Here is a 15,811-nt window from a genome sequence, read left to right on the forward strand (position 1 = left end):
AGGGGGAAGCGGCGCAGCCGCTCAGGGGGATGCTCTTAAAACATAGCCAATGCGTGGGAAATGCACATGCACCGTGCCCGCACGCGGGTCGGTGCGGCGCAAGGTGTAGCGGGTGCGGGTGGCGGCGATCAGCTCGCCCTCGGTGGGTTCGGTGCCGAAGCTTTCGGCGGCGACGCTGGCCGGGCTGCCCAGCGGAATGCCGTGCTCGTCCTGGAAGACGTCGTCATGCAGGGGCGCAGGCTCCATGCCGGCTGCCACGGTGATGGCGTCGGCGGCGCTGAATTTCTCCATGCGGCCGTGGCCCAGGGTGCCCATGCGGTCCATCCACTCCAGCACGGCCGGTGTGGCCGCAAAGATGTCGGCCATCACGGGCACGCACTGGCGCGTGAACCACAGCGGGTGATAGGCGGCAAAGTCGGCCAGGCAGGGCTCGGCGCCGAACAGGAACTCGTGCTCCTCGGCCATGTGGGCAATGCGGCGCAGGTAGGAGCGGTAGGCGCCGGTGGCGTCGGCCGGGCGCAGGCGCTGCATGCCCGCGCTCATCTCGCGGCGGTCTTCGCCAAACGCCTGGGCGGCGGCGGGCGGCAGGTTGGCGAACAGCGCCGCTGCACCCTTGGGCTGCAGGTTGTAGGCCATGGCGGCCCAGAACAGGTTGTTGTCGGCCCATTGGGCAAACACACGGGCCACCCCCTTGAGGTGCGGAGGGTAGAGCACGGGCTCCGGCTGTTCATGTTCCAGCACGTCGCAGATCAAGGCCGAATCGCAGTAGATGTCGGCACCGATCTGCAGGAAGGGCGTCTTGCGGTAGCCGCCGGTCAACGCCACCACGTCGGGCTTGGGCGCGATGTTGGGGATGATCACCGACTTCCAGGCCAGTTGCTTGTAGCCCAGCACGAGGCGGATCTTTTCGGAGAACGGCGACGACGGGTAGTGGTGCAGGATGAGGTGGGACATGGCGATCTCCGCAAACAGCAGGCAAAAAAATGAAGAATCAGGTTGGCAAAGCGCGGGCCAGCACGACATCCAGGTTGACGCCGGCCCCCAGCGTGCCGAAAGCGTAACCCCAGTCGCCGCCCAGACGCGAATCGCAGAACGCGCGGAACACGGCGCCGGGCGCGCTGCGCAGCAGCAGGGCGGCTTGCACGGCCAGGGCTACATCTTGCGCCAGGCGCCGCGCTTCGGCTTCGGTCGTCATCGCGTCCACGCGCAGTGGCAACGCACCCGCCAGGCGGTCCAGTGCCGGGTGGGCGCCGCGCGCCGGGGCCAGCTCAGCGTCCAGCGCGGCGGCAGTGTCGGCCCGGCGCAGGGCGCGCATCAGGTCCAGCGCCATGATGTTGCCCGCGCCTTCCCAGATGGAGTTGAGCGGCATCTCGCGGTAGATGCGCGCCATGGTGCCTTCGCCACCCTCTTCCACATAGCCGTTGCCGCCCAGGCATTCCATGGCCTCTTGCGCAAACGCGCTGCCGCGCTTGCACACCCAGAACTTGGCCACGGGCGTGAGCAGGCGGGCCATCACGGCCTCGTGCTCGCTCTTGTCCTTGTGGTCAAAAGCACTTGCAAGCCTTATGGATAGAGCGGTAGCTGCTTCACTTTCAAGAGCAAGATCGGCCAGCACATTGCGCATCAGCGGCTGGTCGATGAGCTTCTTGCCAAAGGCCGAACGCTGGCGCGCATGGTGCAGCGCGATGCCGAGCGCTTGGCGCATGAGGCCGCTGGTGCCCAGCGCGCAATCCAGCCGCGTCATGGTGCCCATCTCCAGGATCTGCGCCACGCCGCGCCCCTCCTCGCCCACGCGCCAGGCCAGGGCGTCGATGAACTCGACCTCCGAACTCGCATTGGCCTGGTTGCCCAGCTTGTCCTTCAGGCGCTGGATGCGCAAAGCGTTGACGCTGCCCTCCCCGCCATCAGGCAGCATGCGCGGCAGGAAGAAGCAGGTCAGCCCGCCGGGCGCCTGCGCCAGGACCAGGAAGGCATCGCACATGGGCGCCGAGAAGAACCATTTGTGCCCGGTGATGCGGTAACGCGCACCCCAGGCGTCCTCGCCATCGGGCACGGCCTGCGTGGTGTTGGCGCGCACGTCCGACCCGCCCTGCTTCTCGGTCATGCCCATGCCCATGGTGAGCGCGGATTTTTGCGAGAACAGCGCCATGCGCGGGTCGTACTGCGTACCCGCCAGGCCCTGGCCCCAGTCGGCCCAAACGGCGGCGTTGCCCCGCAGCGCAGGGGTGACGGCGTAGCTCATCGACACCGGGCACAGCACCGAAGGTTCGGCTTCGGTGAACAGCATGAAGCCCGCAGCCCGCTCGATGTGCGCGTGGCCCGTGTCCTGCCGCGACCAGGGCGTGGCATGCAGGCCGTGGCGCAGCGCCGCGCCCATCAGCGTGTGGTAGCTGGGGTGGAACTCCACCACATCGGTGCGGTGACCGTAGCGGTCGTGCGTGCGCAGCTGGGGTTTATGGGTGTTGGCCAGGCGCGCATGCGACTGCATGTCGGCCGAGCCCATTTCCGCGCCCAACGCGGTCAGGCCCGCCAGCGGCAGGCCGGGGGCATGCAGGCGCAGCGCGTCCTGCAAGGGCGGATTGGTGGTGAACAGGTTCACGTCCGCCCAGGGTGTGCCCTGGTTGAAGACCTCGTGGGTGGCGGCAAGACGGGCTGCAGTCATGGCGGCTCCTCAGGCGGCGGGGTGGTCACCCCGCCTCAGCATTTCGATGTGGGGAATATCGTCTTCCAGGTACTCGTCGGACACGGCCACAAAGCCCAGGCCGCCGTAGAAGCCCTGCAAATGCGCCTGCGCGCTGATGCGGATGCCCAGGCCGGGCCAGGCCTGGCTGCAGCGGGCGATGCCCTCGGCCATCAACGCCCTGCCCGTGCCGTTGCCGCGCGCTTCCCTGGCGGTGACCACGCGGCCGATGGAGGGCTCGGTGTAGTTCACGCCCGGGTCCACCACACGCAGGCAGGCCTGCGCCACGCCGGCCGCGTCGTAGCCCACGAGGTGATGCGACTGCTTGTCGGCCGCGTCCGGGTCCTGGTAGGGGCCCTGCTCCAGGATGAACACCTTGCAGCGCAGCGCCAGCGCGTCATGCAGCGCATGCACACCCAGGTCATCAAAGCGGGCCCAGACCCAACGCAGCGTCATCAGATCAGCTTGACGAGTTGTTTGCCGAAGTTCTTGCCCTTGAGCAGGCCCAGGAAGGCCTCGGGCGCGGCGGCGATGCCCTGGGCAATGGTTTCGCGCGGGCGCAGCTTGCCGGTGCCCACCAGGGTGCCCAGCTCCTTCAGTGCCTCGGGCCAGACTTCCATGTGCTCGCTCACGATGAAGCCTTCGACCTTCATGCGGTTGATGAGCATGAGCGCGGGATTGGCCATGGGCAGGGGCTGGCCGTCGTAGCCCGCGATCATTCCGCACAGCGCGATGCGGCTGAAGGCGTTCATGCGCAGCATCACGGCGTCCATGATCCAGCCGCCCACGTTTTCGAAGTAGCCGTCGATGCCATTCGGGCAGGCTTCTTTCAAGGCCTTGGACATGGCTTTCACATCGCTGTGTTCCTTGTAGTCGATGCAGGCGTCAAAGCCCAGCTCTTCCACCGCGTACTTGCACTTTTCGGCACCGCCCGCAATGCCCACGGCACGGCAGCCGCGCGCCTTGGCCAGGGCCGCAAAGGCGCTGCCCACGGCGCCGGTGGCGGCGCTCACCACCACGGTGTCGCCCTCCTTGGGCGCGATGATCTTGACCAGGCCATACCAGGCTGTCACGCCCGGCATGCCCACGGCGCCCAGGTAGTGCGACAGCGGCACATGGGTGGTGTCCACCTTGCGCAGCGCGCCGGGCTGGTCGGCCGCGACCACGCTGTACTCCTGCCAGCCGCCCATGCCCACCACCTTGTCGCCCACGGCGTACTTGGGGTGCTTGCTTTCGGCCACCTCGCCCACGGTGCCGCCGATCATCACCTCGCCCAGCGCCTGGCTGGCGGCGTAGCTCTTGCTTTCGTTCATGCGGCCGCGCATGTACGGGTCCAGGCTCAGGTAGTGGTGGCGCACCAGCACCTCGCCGTCTTTCAGCGCGGGCGTGTCGGCAGCCACCAGCTTGAAGTTGCTGGCCACGGCTTCGCCCTGCGGGCGGTTGTCGAGAACGATCTGTTGGTTGCGGGGCATGGAGGAACTCCTTCTGAAATGCCGATGAATACTATGAATTTGATAGCTATAAGCGCTTATCCAATAAGCGCTGAAGCCGGTTTTTATTTGAATTTTTGAGCTCAGTCGGTCGAGATGACCTTGAGATCGTTCACGTTGCGCCCGTCCACCGGCAAGCGCTTGACGTACTTGAACGTGCCCGTGGCATGGCAGCACGCGCGCCCCTCAGCGTCAAACACCGTGCCTTCGGTGAACGCCATGGTGGCCGTGCGGTGGATCAGCCGCCCCTTGGCCACCAGCGGCCCGCGCGCGGGCTGCATAAAGCTGGTCTTCATCTCGATCGTGACCACGCCCATGTCCGGCGTCTCGCTGCGCGCCGCCGTGGCCATGGTCACGTCCAGCAGCGTCATCGACGCACCGCCATGCGTCACGGCAAACGAGTTGAGGTGCTCGGGCCTGGCCTCGTAGCGCAGCTCGGATTCGCCCTTCTCCATGCGGTGCAGCGTGAAGCCGAGATGGCTGACAAAGGGGATTTCGACACCGAAACTTTTCAAGGGATTTCCTCAGAACATGGACATCAATGCACTCATAGCCGTTCACGCTGAGCCTGTCGAAGCGCAGCGCGAGGCTTCGACAGGCTCAGCCCGAACGGGTGTTGGAGGCACGACGAATCCGACCCAACGAATCAACCACCCGTGACGATGCTCACGCCGCCATCCACGGCGAGCCACTGGCCCGTGATGTGCTTGCCCGCATCCGAAGCGTACAGCGCGCACAGGCCCTTCAGATCCTCATCGTCGCCCAGGCGGCCCAGGGGCGCGTGCGCGGCCAGGGCCTCCTCGCCCATGGCCTTCAGGGTGCCCACGGTCATCTTGCTGGGGAAGAAGCCAGGGCAAATGGCATTCACGCGGATGTTGTATGCGCCCCATTCGGCCGCCAGCGCACGGGTGAAGTTGATCACCGCACCCTTGGACGTGTTGTAAGCAATGGTGTTCATGCCCTTGGGGTTGCCGCCCAGGCCGGCGATGGAGGCCACGTTGATGATGCTGCCGCTGCGCCGCGCGATCATGCTGTGCTTGGCGATGTGCTGGGAGAGGATGAAATAGCCGCGCACGTTCAGGTTCATCACCTTGTCCCAGGCTTCCACCGGATGGTCTTCGGCCGGGGCGCCCCAGGCAGCCCCCGCGTTGTTCACGAGGATGTCGACGTGGCCCAGGCGCTGCAGGCTCTCGTCGGCCAGGCGGCGGATGTCTTCCTCCCTGGCGCAGTCGGCAGCGATCCAGCTCGCGTCGATGCCCGCGGCCTTCAGATCGGCGGCCGCCTCTTCCAGGTCGGCCGCCTTGCGCGAGCTGAGCACGATCTTGGCGCCCGCCTCGCCCAGCGCATGCGCCAGTTGCAGGCCCAGGCCGCGCGAGCCGCCGGTAACCAAGGCGGTCTTGCCGCTGAGGTCGAACAGTTGTTGGATGGTGCGTGTCATGTTGTCTCCTGCGAAAGGGTGGGTGTTGTAGGGGTTGCGTTATTGGGTTGCATTGCCGGGCTTGCATTGTGCGGCCAGGGCTTCGCGCGGCACCGTGTGCCGAAAGGTCATGGGCGGGGCCCGGACTGCATGCGGGCGCGCAGCGCAATCAGCGCCACACCGGCGGCCGTTGCCAGGCCGCCGCCCACCGTCAGCCACCAGCCCATGGCGGCATCCTGCCGCGATGTGGCCAGACCCAGCACCAGGGTCAGCAGCCCGCCGTAGATGAACACCCAGGTGAGGCGCTCCACGACGAGCCGCGTGCGTTCCGACGCCATGTCAGAACGCCTCTTCGGGCAGGTCGGCACAGGTGGCGTCGCGCGTGCTCACCACCTGCAGCCACGCGCCGATCTTGGGCAGCTCGTAGCGGAAGAAGAACTGCATGGCCCCCATGCGGCCCACGCTTGCGGGCTGCGCCAGCGATTCGTCCGCAGCCTGCGTGGCCAGGGCCAGCTCCAGCCACACCCAGGCCAGCACCATGTGGCCAAAGGCCTGCATGTACGGCACGGCGTTGGCCAGCGCGTCGGCCGGCTCGCCCGTGGCCCAGGCCGCCTTGGTGGCCGCGCCCACCTGCTGCAGCGCACCGGCGAGCGCGTTGGCATGGGCCGCCAGCGAAGGCACCTGCAGCGCGCGCTGCACCGTGTCGTTGATGCGGGCGGCCAGCAATTGCAGGCCCCGGCCGTTTTCCATCAGCACCTTGCGGCCCAGCAGGTCCATGGCTTGGATACCGTGCGTGCCTTCGTGGATCATGTTCAAGCGGTTGTCGCGCCAGTACTGCTCCACCGGAAAATCCCGCGTGTAGCCGTAGCCGCCGTGGATCTGGATGGCCAGGCTATTGGCCTCCAGGCACCATTCGCTGGGCCAGCTCTTGGCAATCGGTGTGAGCACCTCCAGCAGCAGGCGAGCCTCGTCGGCAGCTTCCGGCGTGCCCGTGTGCTGCTCGTCCACCAGCCGGGCGCAATACAGGTTCAGCGCCAGCGCACCCTCACCGTAGCTCTTTTGCGCCAGCAGCATGCGCTTGATGTCGGCATGCTCGATCAGGCGCACCTGCGGGGCGCTCGCGTCCTTGCCGGCCTTGCCCACGGGGCGGCCCTGGGGTCGGTTGCGGGCGTAGTCCAGGCTGGCGTAGTAGCCGGCCAGCCCCAGCATGGTGGCGGCCATGCCGATGCCGATGCGCGCCTCGTTCATCATGTGGAACATGCACTTGAGGCCCTCGCCCGGCTTGCCCACCAGGTAACCCACGGCGCCGCTGCCCGCACCGTCGAGCCCGGCGCCAGCTTCGCCTCGCACAGGGTAGGTGCCTTCGCCAAAGTTGAGCAGGGTGTTGGTGGTGCCGCGCCAGCCCAGCTTGTGGTTCAGCCCGGCCAGGGCCACGTCGTTGCGCTCGCCGGTCAGCTTGCCGTCGGTATCGACCAGCTTCTTGGGCACGATGAACAGCGAGATGCCCTTCACGCCCGGCACCAGCTTGCCATCGGGGCCCGGAATCTTGGCCAGCACCAGGTGCACGATGTTCTCGGTCAGCTCGTGGTCGCCCGAGCTGATCCACATCTTGTTGCCCTTGAGCCGGTAGCGTGGGCCCAGCGGGTCGCTTTCAAAATCCGCCCCATCGGGCGTGGCGCGCGTGGCCACATCCGACAATGACGAGCCAGCCTGAGGCTCTGAAAGGCACATCGTGCCCGACCAGCGGCCGTTGAATTCGTTGAGCGCAAACACCCGCTTTTGCGCCTCGGTGCCGTGCACCATGAGCAGGTTGGCATTGCCCGACGTCAGCAGGTTGGAGCCGATGCTGATCGAGGCCACCGCAAAGAAGCTGCCGGCCGCGGCCTCCACCGTGTAGGGCAGCTGCATGCCGCCCACATCGTAGTCCTGGGCGGCGCTCAGCAGGCCCGATTCGGCATACGCACGGCGCGCCTCGTAGGTGGCCTGCGGCAGCACCACGCGCAGCGTGCCGTCGGGCTGGGTCTCGGTGCGGGGCTCCTCGGTGTCCACCACGCGGTTGAAGGGCGCGTATTTTTCGCGGGCAATGCGCTCGCAGGTGTCCATCACCGCACCAAAGGTTTCGCGCGAGTGGTCTGCGAAACGATCACGCGTGGCAAGCGATTCGGACTGCAGCCAGTTGTAGAGCAGGAATTCGAGGGTGGAGCGTAGGGTGGTCATGCTGCAAATTATGTTGGGGGAGCCACTGCGGCGGTGTCCGCTGGGCGACGGGCGCAGCCCCAGGCGCCGGCGCCCTGCCCGCGCTCAGCCCCCGTTGCGGCGGCGCACCTGGTCGATGTGGGCCATGAGCCCGGCGCCAAACATGCGCGGCCCGGGGGCCTGCGGGTCGCGGCCCAGGGCCTCCAGTTCGTCACACAACGCGAGGATGCGCGGGTTGCGCGCAGCCTCCGCCGCGCACAGCACGAGGCGGTTGAAGGGGTCCGTGTACAGCATCGACTCTGCCAAGGGGCTGGTGCAGCGCAGCGCATCCAGTCCTTGCACCGTCGAAAGCTTCTTGAGCAGCGGGCCCAGCATGGTGCGGCAGCGCTGCGCCAGCACCGGCAGTCCGGCCGCCAGTTCTTCGGGGGTGCGAAACACCAGCTGGCTGCCATGGTTGTCGTCGGCCTCCACAAAAAGCACCGGATCGGCCCGAAGCCACTGGTACAGCCTGAGCAGCGCGGTGTAGGGCAAAGGATCATCCAGCGTGTCCTGGAAGAACTCCGGCAGACCGTGGTCGCGGATGCGCTCGGCCACGACGTCCAGGCGCGACGCCACTGTCAAGGTGAGCGCAAATGCCCCGTGCGCAGTGCGCTTGACCACCAGCAGCAGCCAATGGCGGCCGCCGTCATAGTCCATGCGAAACAAGCGGCCGGCACGTTCGGGCGTCGGCGCATCCATCATCTGCGGTTCGTTGTCCGGGTCGTGCACAAACCCTTCGGCCGCCAGAAAGCCGTTCAGCGCCTGCTGCACCAGGCCCAGCACCCGATCGGGCGGCGACAGCACAGGCGGTGGGGCTGCACTCGACGGGCTGCGCAGCGCCTTCCAATCCATGAAGCGGCGGTTCAGCACCAGCGCCATGCGGTCATAGTTGTGCCAATGGCCCGGCACGCTGCAAAAGTCGTCCAGTGCGTGGCCGGTGCGCAGGAACTGGCTTTCAAAGACCGAGCGGTAGTCGACCTCGTAGTCGCGCGTGAAGTAGTGCTGGGAGAAGGACCGCCCCTCGTCCGTCACGTCATGAGGGCCGAACTTGCCGTCGCAGGCGTCCATCAGAAAATCCGCGCAGCCGATGCGCCGGGCGTGCAGGTCGTCTGCGTATGCATTCAGCTCCTCGCTGCCCAGCCCCCGCAGCGTGAGCCAGGCCACATACATGCCGATGTGTGTGGCCGCCGCCTCTTTGGGAAGCCCGGTATGGAAGTCGGCGAAATAGTAGTCGGCGGAATCGAACAACACGGGCGCGCCCCACAGGTCAGACTGGAGCGGAAAAGTTTAGCGGCAACCCTGCACACGACGTGCCGCTGCACAACCCACGACACCAAAAAAATGCCCCCGCTGACCGTTGGTCAGCGGGGGCACGCCATTCAGCCATCAAAGCCGAAGATCAGAACACTTCAAACACGCCGGCCGCACCCATGCCGCCGCCAATGCACATGGTCACGCACACTTTCTTGGCGCCGCGGCGCTTGCCTTCGATGAGAGCGTGGCCTGTCAGGCGCTGGCCCGACACGCCATAAGGATGGCCCACAGCGATCGCGCCGCCGTTCACGTTGAGGCGGTCGGGCGGAATGCCGAGCTTGTCGCGGCAGTAGATCACCTGCACGGCAAAGGCTTCGTTCAGTTCCCACAGATCGATGTCCTCGACCTTGAGGCCCAGCTTCTTGAGCACCTTGGGCACGGCGAACACGGGGCCGATGCCCATTTCATCAGGCTCGCAACCCGCCACCGCAAAGCCCAGGAAGCGGCCCAGGGGCTTGAGGCCCTTGGCACTGGCGTATTCCTCGCTGGTCACGACGCAGGCGCCGGCGCCGTCGGAGAACTGGCTGGCATTGCCGGCCGAGATCAGGCCGCCGGGCAGCGCCGAGCGGATGCCGCTGATGCCTTCCTTGGTCGTGCCTTCGCGCGTGCCTTCGTCCTTGCTCACCGTGACCTGCTTGGTGATCAGGCCCAGCGTCTTGTCAGCCACGCCGGCCGTGACGGTGATGGGCGCAATCTCGGCGTCGAGCAGGCCGGCGGCCTGGGCGGCGCAGGCCTTCTGCTGGCTGGCAGCGCCGTATTCATCCATGGCGTCGCGGCCGATGTTGTAGCGCTTGGCCACTTGCTCGGCGGTCTGCAGCATGCTCCAGTAGATCTCGGGCTTCTGCTTGGCAAGGGCCAAGTCCTGGATCATGTGCAGATTCATCTCCTGCTGCACGCAGGAGATGCTTTCCACGCCACCGGCCACGTACACGTCGCCCTCGCCCGCGATGATGCGCTGGGCGGCGGTGGCGATGGTCTGCAGGCCCGAGGAGCAGAAACGGTTGATCGTCATGCCGGAGGCCGTGATCGGCAGGCCGGCCTTGAGCGCGATCTGGCGGGCGATGTTGCTGCCCGTGGCGCCTTCGGGTGTGGCGCAACCCATGATGACGTCGTCGACGTCAGCGCCGTCGATGCCGGCGCGCTGCACAGCGTGCTGCACGGCATGGCCGCCCAGCGTGGCGCCGTGGGTCATGTTGAAAGAGCCCTTCCAGCTTTTGGCAAGCGGCGTGCGGGCGGTGGAAACAATCACTGCGGAGGTCATGTGAATTCCTTTAATCGGTAGGTGCCTGTGCGGGGCTTACTGGAAGGCCTTGCCTTCGGCGGCGAGCTTGGCCAGCAGCGGCGCGGGCTTCCAGGCGTTGGCGTCGTCCATGGGGTTTTGCGCAAAGCGGTTCATCGCCTGCACCACGTTGAACAGGCCCACTTCGCTGGCGTAGTGCATGGGGCCGCCGCGGTGGATGGGGAAGCCGTAGCCGGTGAGGTACACCATGTCGATGTCGCCGGACTTGCTGGCGATGCCCTCTTCCAGGATCTTGGCGCCTTCGTTGACCAACGCGAACACCAGGCGCTGCACGATCTCGTCGTCGGAGATCTTGCGCGGGGCCGCGCCCAAGGTCTTGCGGTGCTCCTCGATCATCTTGTTCACCACGTCGCTCGGGATCGCGTCGCGCTTGCCGGCCTGGTAGTCGTACCAGCCCGCACCGGTCTTCTGGCCGAAGCGGCCCAGCTCGCACAACAGGTCGGCCGTCTTGCTGTACTTCATGTCAGGCTTTTCGGTGTAGCGGCGCTTGCGGATGGCCCAGCCGATGTCGTTGCCGGCCAGGTCGCCCATGCGGAACGGACCCATGGCAAAGCCGAACTTCTCGATCGCCTTGTCCACCTGCTGGGGCGTGCAGCCTTCGTCCAGCAAGAAGCCGGCCTGCTGGCTGTAGCGCTCGATCATGCGGTTGCCGATGAAGCCATCGCACACGCCGGAGACCACGGCCGTCTTCCTGATCTTCTTGCCAATCGCCATCACGGTGGCCAGCACGTCCTTGGCGGTTTCCTTGCCGCGCACCACTTCGAGCAGCTTCATCACGTTGGCGGGGCTGAAGAAGTGCATGCCCACCACGTCCTGCGGGCGCTTCGTGAATGCTGCGATCTGGTCCACGTCCAGCGTGGAGGTGTTGGAGGCCAGGATGGCGCCGGGCTTGGCGATTTCGTCCAGCTTCTTGAACACGGTTTCCTTGACGCCCATCTCCTCGAAAACGGCTTCGATGATGAGGTCGCAGTCCTTGAGGTCGTCATAGCTCAAGGTGGTGGACAACAGCGCCATGCGCTGCGCGTACTTGTCTTCCTTGAGTTTGCCCTTCTTGACCTGGGCTTCGTAGTTCTTCTTGATGGTGGCCACGCCACGGTCCAGCGCTTCCTGCTTCATCTCCAGGATCTTGACGGGAATGCCCGCGTTCAGGAAGTTCATGGAGATGCCACCACCCATGGTGCCCGCGCCGATCACGCCCACCAGCTTGATGTCGCGCTTGGGCGTATCCGAAGGCACGTCGGGGATCTTGCTCGCCGCGCGCTCGGCCATGAAAAGATGACGCAGTGCGCGCGACTCGGGGGTCCACATCAGGTTGATGAAGATTTCGCGCTCGATCAGCATGCCCTCGGCAAACTTCTTCTTGGTGGCGGCCTCGACGGCGTCCACACACTTGGCGGGCGCGGGGAAGTTCTTGGCCATGCCCTTGACCATGTTGCGCGCGAACTGGAAGTACGCGTCACCTTCGGGGTGCTTGCAGGGGAAGTTGCGCACCAGGGGCAGAGGACGCGCATCCGCCACGCTTTGGGCAAAGGCCAGTGCCTCTTCGGCCAGCGACTCGGGCGAGGCGGCCATCTTGTCGAACAGCTTCTGACCGGGCACGCCGGCGATCATCTCGCTCTTGACGGGCTCACCGCTCACGATGAGGTTGAGCGCGGCTTCCACGCCGATCACGCGCGGCAGGCGCTGCGTGCCACCCGCGCCAGGAATCAGGCCCAGCTTGACTTCGGGCAGCGCGATGGCGCACCCAGGCGCCGCGATGCGGTAGTGGCAGCCCAGCGCCAATTCCAGCCCGCCGCCCATGGCGACCGAATGCATGGCCGCCACCACGGGCTTGGCCGAATTCTCGACGGCCTGGATGACGGACAGCAGATTGGGCTCCTGCAGCGATTTGTCGGTGCCGAACTCCTTGATGTCGGCACCGCCGGAGAACGCGCCCCCCGCGCCGGTGATGACGATAGACGTCACCGCCGCGTCGGCATTGGCACGACCGAGGCCGTCCACAATGCCCTGCCGGGTGGCCAGGCCCAGGCCGTTGACGGGCGGATTGGCCAGGGTGATCACGGCAACGGAGCCGTGGACTTTGTATTCAGCGGTCATGGTGCTGTTGTTCCTTGTGAAGATGAAAAAGAACGGTCGTGCGTTTTTATTGTAGAGACTTCAATGGGCTTTGACAGTGTCAATTTGTCCCGGGCGGGACAAGGGCTGCGCCCTCCCGTCCCGCTGGTAGAGAAGCAAAGCCGACCATGCACGGCGGGTCGAAGCTCAGCGCAAGGCTTCGACCAGCTCAGCCCGAACGGTTTCGCGCGGGCAAACATGAGTCTGGAACCGTGCGCCGGGCAGCAGACCCCGTCCATCAGCCAACCCTCGGGTCAAGAAGGGCTTGGGGTCTTCAGTTCAGCTGCCGCCAAGTCCCCGCAGCACTCCGAAACTGGCGCGGCCCAGACCGGGGCAGCCGAGCAAGGGCCGCCCCGCAGCGAGGGCTGCGTTCCCCTTCCCGAATCGCGCAGCGATTCGAGAGAAGGGGGAAGGCGCGCAGCGCCTCAGGGGGATCGCCCCCTCCTTATACCTCCAGCCACTCCTTGCGCACATAGTTGTCGGCGCGCAGGCTGTCGGGTGTGCCCTGGAACACGATGGCGCCGTGCCCCATCACCAGGGCGCGGTCCGAGATCTTCATGGCGATGGTGAGCTTCTGCTCGATCAGCAGCACCGAAATGCCGCGTGCCTTGATGGTCTGCAGGTACTGCCCGACCAGCTCCACGATCTTGGGTGCCAGGCCTTCGGTGGGCTCGTCGATGATGATCAGGTCCGGATCGCCCATCAGCGTGCGGCACAGGGTCAACATCTGCTGTTCGCCGCCCGACATCACGCCGGCCTCGGTGTGCTGGCGCTCCTTCAGGCGCGGGAACAGTTCGTACATGTCGTCAAACGACCACCGGCTGCCCTTGCCACTGCCTTTTTGCCCGAGCAACAGGTTCTGGTGCACGGTGAGGTTGGGAAACACGTCGCGGCTCTCGGGTACATAGCCAACGCCCAGGTGTGCAATCTCGTAGGCCTTGCGGCCGTTGAGCGGCTGCCCCTTCCATTCCAGGGTGCCCTCCCAGTCCACCAGGCCCATGATGGCCTTGGCGGTGGTGGATCGCCCCGATCCGTTGCGCCCCAGCAGGGCGACGATCTCGCCGGGCTGTATGTCGAAGGTGACGCCATGCAGCACATGGCTCTTGCCGTAGTAGGCGTGCAGATTTTCGATTTTCAGCATGTCAGTGTCCTGCCCCCTGCTCGTCGGCAACGGCCGAGCCCAGATAGGCTTCTTGCACGCGCTGGTTGGCGCGCACCTTGTCGGGTGTGTCAAAGGCGATCACTTCGCCGTACACCACCACGGCGATCTTGTCGGCCAGCCCGAACACCACGCCCATGTCGTGTTCCACCGTGAGCAGGGTGCGGCCTTCGGTCACTTCCTTGATGAGGTGGATGAAACGTGTGGTTTCGCTCTTGCTCATGCCGGCCGTGGGTTCGTCCAGCAGGATGACGTTGGCGCCGCCCGCGATGGTGATGCCGATTTCGAGCGCGCGCTGCTCGGCGTAGGTGAGGTTCATCGCCAGCGTGTCGCGCTTCTTGTCGAGCTTGATCATCTCCATGAGCTCGGTCGCCCGCTCGTTGGCATCGCGCAAATTCGACAGAAACCGCAGGAAGGTGTACTTGTAGCCCATGCTCCACAGCACGCCGCAGCGCAGGTTCTCGAACACCGACAGCTTGGGAAAGATGTTGGTGATCTGGAAGCTGCGCGACAGCCCCATGCGGTTGATCTCATAGGGCGGCAGCCCGTTGATGCGCTGACCGTTCAGGATCACGTCGCCGCTGGTGGGGGCGAATCGCCCGCTGATCAGGTTGAACAGGGTCGACTTGCCCGCGCCGTTGGGGCCGATGATGGCCACGCGCTCGCCGGGCGCCACGGCCAGGTTGGCGCCACGGATGATTTCGGTCTTGCCGAAGCTCTTGCGCAGGTCCCGCAGTTCGAGCGCGTAGGTTGCGTTGTCAGCGGCCATGTTCACGCAGCCTCCCCACGCTTGATTTCATGTTCAATTTCCTCTTGAATGCGGCTCCACTGCTTCACGAACTGGCGACGGCACAGCTCGAACAGGCCAAACCCGGTGGCCATGACGAACACCGCGCCAAACCAGGTGGTGAAGCTCTTCGCGTCGATGGTCGCGCCCATGAAGCTGAGTTCCGAACCCAGCGCCGCATTGAGCTGCAGGTGGTAGGTCATCTCGATCATGCAGGCCGCACCCAGCACGCCAACGAGACCCGTGCCCAGCAGCGCAAGGTACGACGTCCACAGCTGACCCAGCTTGCCGTACTTGGCGAGCCGCAGGTTCATCATGATCAGGCTGGCGATCCCGCCGGGTGCGTACATCACCATGAACAGGAACACGAGGCCCAGGTACAGCAGCCAGGCCATCGACAGTTCGGACAGCAGCACGGATGCGAGAACCAGCAGCACCGCACCGATGATGGGCCCGAAGAAGAACGTGGCCCCACCCAGGAAAGTGAAGAGCAGATAGCCGCCGGATCGGATCACGCTCAGGCTGTCAGCCCCGGTGACAATTTCGAAGTTGATGGTGGCCAGGCCGCCGCCGATGCCGGCGAAGAAGCCGGCGATGATGAAGGCGAAGTAGCGCACGCGCTGGGTGTTGTAGCCGATGAACTCCACGCGCTCGGGGTTGTCGCGCACCGCATTCAGGATGCGGCCCAGCGGCGTGCCCGTGAACGCGAACATGGCTGCGGTGCACACAAAGCAATAGGCCGCGATCAGGTAGTAGACCTGGATGGCCGGGCCGAAGCTGATGCCGAAGAACGACTTGCCATAAACCCGGTCGGTGGTGATGCCACCCTCGCCGCCGAAGAACTCGGGAAACATCAGCGCCATGGATGCGACCAGCTCGCCGATGCCCAGCGTGATCATGGCGAAGGTCGTGCCCGACTTCTTGGTGGTGACAAACCCCAGAATGATCGCGAAGAACGCGCCAGCGAGGCCGCCCACCAGGGGAATCAGCACCAGGGGAATGTTGAACCTGCCGTCGCCCGCCATGTTCATGGCGTGGATGGCAATGAAGGAGCCCAGGCCGGTATACACCGCGTGACCGAAGCTCAGCATGCCGCCCTGCCCCAGCAGGATGTTGTAAGACAGGCAGATGATGATCAGGTAGCCGATCTGCGACAGCATGGTGAGCGCCAGGCTGCTGCGAAACAGCATGGGCGCCACGATGAGCATGACGGCGAACAGCGTCCAGATGATGAACCGGCCCACATTGAAAGGCTTGAACCGGTAGTGCGACGTGGCCGTGGGCACGGCAGGATGGGTGGTTGTGGAATTCATG

14 protein-coding genes are annotated in these 15,811 nt (G+C 65.6%); all 14 read right to left on the reverse strand.

Annotation, left to right across the window (positions count from 1 at the left end; genetic code table 11):
• Positions 1 to 21: 21 nt before the first annotated feature.
• Complete coding sequence (locus tag ACOQFS_RS19600; protein WP_421564499.1) at positions 22 to 954, reverse strand: glutathione S-transferase family protein; 933 nt, start codon at positions 952 to 954, stop codon at positions 22 to 24.
• Between the two features lie 37 nt (positions 955 to 991).
• Complete coding sequence (locus ACOQFS_RS19605; protein WP_421564500.1) at positions 992 to 2,662, reverse strand: isovaleryl-CoA dehydrogenase; 1,671 nt, start codon at positions 2,660 to 2,662, stop codon at positions 992 to 994.
• Positions 2,663 to 2,671: 9 nt separating this feature from the next.
• On the reverse strand, positions 2,672 to 3,136 hold the full coding sequence (locus ACOQFS_RS19610; protein WP_421564501.1) for a GNAT family N-acetyltransferase: 465 nt from the start codon (positions 3,134 to 3,136) through the stop codon (positions 2,672 to 2,674).
• Complete coding sequence (locus tag ACOQFS_RS19615) at positions 3,136 to 4,152, reverse strand: NADP-dependent oxidoreductase (RefSeq protein WP_421564502.1); 1,017 nt, start codon at positions 4,150 to 4,152, stop codon at positions 3,136 to 3,138. Before ACOQFS_RS19615 ends, ACOQFS_RS19610 begins: the two co-directional genes overlap by 1 nt.
• A 101-nt stretch (positions 4,153 to 4,253) precedes the next feature.
• Complete coding sequence (locus tag ACOQFS_RS19620; RefSeq protein ID WP_421564503.1) at positions 4,254 to 4,685, reverse strand: PaaI family thioesterase; 432 nt, start codon at positions 4,683 to 4,685, stop codon at positions 4,254 to 4,256.
• A 131-nt stretch (positions 4,686 to 4,816) separates the two neighbouring features.
• Entirely contained in the window at positions 4,817 to 5,608 is a 792-nt protein-coding gene (locus tag ACOQFS_RS19625; RefSeq protein WP_421564504.1) for an SDR family oxidoreductase, read from the reverse strand.
• 107 nt (positions 5,609 to 5,715) lie between these two features.
• Positions 5,716 to 5,925, reverse strand: coding sequence for a hypothetical protein (locus ACOQFS_RS19630; protein ID WP_421564505.1), 210 nt, complete (start codon positions 5,923 to 5,925; stop codon positions 5,716 to 5,718).
• A 1-nt stretch (position 5,926) separates the two neighbouring features.
• Complete coding sequence (locus ACOQFS_RS19635; RefSeq protein ID WP_421564506.1) at positions 5,927 to 7,804, reverse strand: acyl-CoA dehydrogenase; 1,878 nt, start codon at positions 7,802 to 7,804, stop codon at positions 5,927 to 5,929.
• A gap of 84 nt (positions 7,805 to 7,888) precedes the next feature.
• Complete coding sequence (locus tag ACOQFS_RS19640; protein ID WP_421564507.1) at positions 7,889 to 9,073, reverse strand: hypothetical protein; 1,185 nt, start codon at positions 9,071 to 9,073, stop codon at positions 7,889 to 7,891.
• 148 nt (positions 9,074 to 9,221) lie between these two features.
• Entirely contained in the window at positions 9,222 to 10,397 is a 1,176-nt protein-coding gene (locus tag ACOQFS_RS19645) for an acetyl-CoA C-acyltransferase (protein ID WP_421564508.1), read from the reverse strand.
• A gap of 36 nt (positions 10,398 to 10,433) precedes the next feature.
• Complete coding sequence (locus ACOQFS_RS19650; protein ID WP_421564509.1) at positions 10,434 to 12,533, reverse strand: 3-hydroxyacyl-CoA dehydrogenase NAD-binding domain-containing protein; 2,100 nt, start codon at positions 12,531 to 12,533, stop codon at positions 10,434 to 10,436.
• A 463-nt stretch (positions 12,534 to 12,996) separates the two neighbouring features.
• Positions 12,997 to 13,692, reverse strand: coding sequence for an ABC transporter ATP-binding protein (locus ACOQFS_RS19655; protein ID WP_421564510.1), 696 nt, complete (start codon positions 13,690 to 13,692; stop codon positions 12,997 to 12,999).
• Position 13,693: 1 nt separating this feature from the next.
• A complete protein-coding gene (locus ACOQFS_RS19660) occupies positions 13,694 to 14,479 on the reverse strand; it encodes an ABC transporter ATP-binding protein (protein WP_421564511.1) in 786 nt (261 codons plus the stop codon).
• 2 nt (positions 14,480 to 14,481) lie between these two features.
• Complete coding sequence (locus ACOQFS_RS19665; RefSeq protein ID WP_421564512.1) at positions 14,482 to 15,810, reverse strand: branched-chain amino acid ABC transporter permease; 1,329 nt, start codon at positions 15,808 to 15,810, stop codon at positions 14,482 to 14,484.
• Between the last annotated feature and the right edge of the window lies 1 nt (position 15,811).

The organism is Paracidovorax sp. MALMAid1276 (assembly GCF_049198005.1).
Lineage (GTDB): Bacteria > Pseudomonadota > Gammaproteobacteria > Burkholderiales > Burkholderiaceae_C > Acidovorax.

Coding starts and splice junctions, on each gene's coding strand:
- ACOQFS_RS19605 (WP_421564500.1), bottom strand. CDS start 2,662: ATGACTGCAGCCCGTCTTGCCGCCACCCACGAGGTCTTCAACCAGGGC.
- ACOQFS_RS19600 (WP_421564499.1), bottom strand. CDS start 954: ATGTCCCACCTCATCCTGCACCACTACCCGTCGTCGCCGTTCTCCGAA.
- ACOQFS_RS19615 (WP_421564502.1), bottom strand. CDS start 4,152: ATGCCCCGCAACCAACAGATCGTTCTCGACAACCGCCCGCAGGGCGAA.
- ACOQFS_RS19635 (WP_421564506.1), bottom strand. CDS start 7,804: ATGACCACCCTACGCTCCACCCTCGAATTCCTGCTCTACAACTGGCTG.
- ACOQFS_RS19650 (WP_421564509.1), bottom strand. CDS start 12,533: ATGACCGCTGAATACAAAGTCCACGGCTCCGTTGCCGTGATCACCCTG.
- ACOQFS_RS19630 (WP_421564505.1), bottom strand. CDS start 5,925: ATGGCGTCGGAACGCACGCGGCTCGTCGTGGAGCGCCTCACCTGGGTG.
- ACOQFS_RS19660 (WP_421564511.1), bottom strand. CDS start 14,479: ATGGCCGCTGACAACGCAACCTACGCGCTCGAACTGCGGGACCTGCGC.
- ACOQFS_RS19665 (WP_421564512.1), bottom strand. CDS start 15,810: ATGAATTCCACAACCACCCATCCTGCCGTGCCCACGGCCACGTCGCAC.
- ACOQFS_RS19645 (WP_421564508.1), bottom strand. CDS start 10,397: ATGACCTCCGCAGTGATTGTTTCCACCGCCCGCACGCCGCTTGCCAAA.
- ACOQFS_RS19625 (WP_421564504.1), bottom strand. CDS start 5,608: ATGACACGCACCATCCAACAACTGTTCGACCTCAGCGGCAAGACCGCC.
- ACOQFS_RS19655 (WP_421564510.1), bottom strand. CDS start 13,692: ATGCTGAAAATCGAAAATCTGCACGCCTACTACGGCAAGAGCCATGTG.
- ACOQFS_RS19610 (WP_421564501.1), bottom strand. CDS start 3,136: ATGACGCTGCGTTGGGTCTGGGCCCGCTTTGATGACCTGGGTGTGCAT.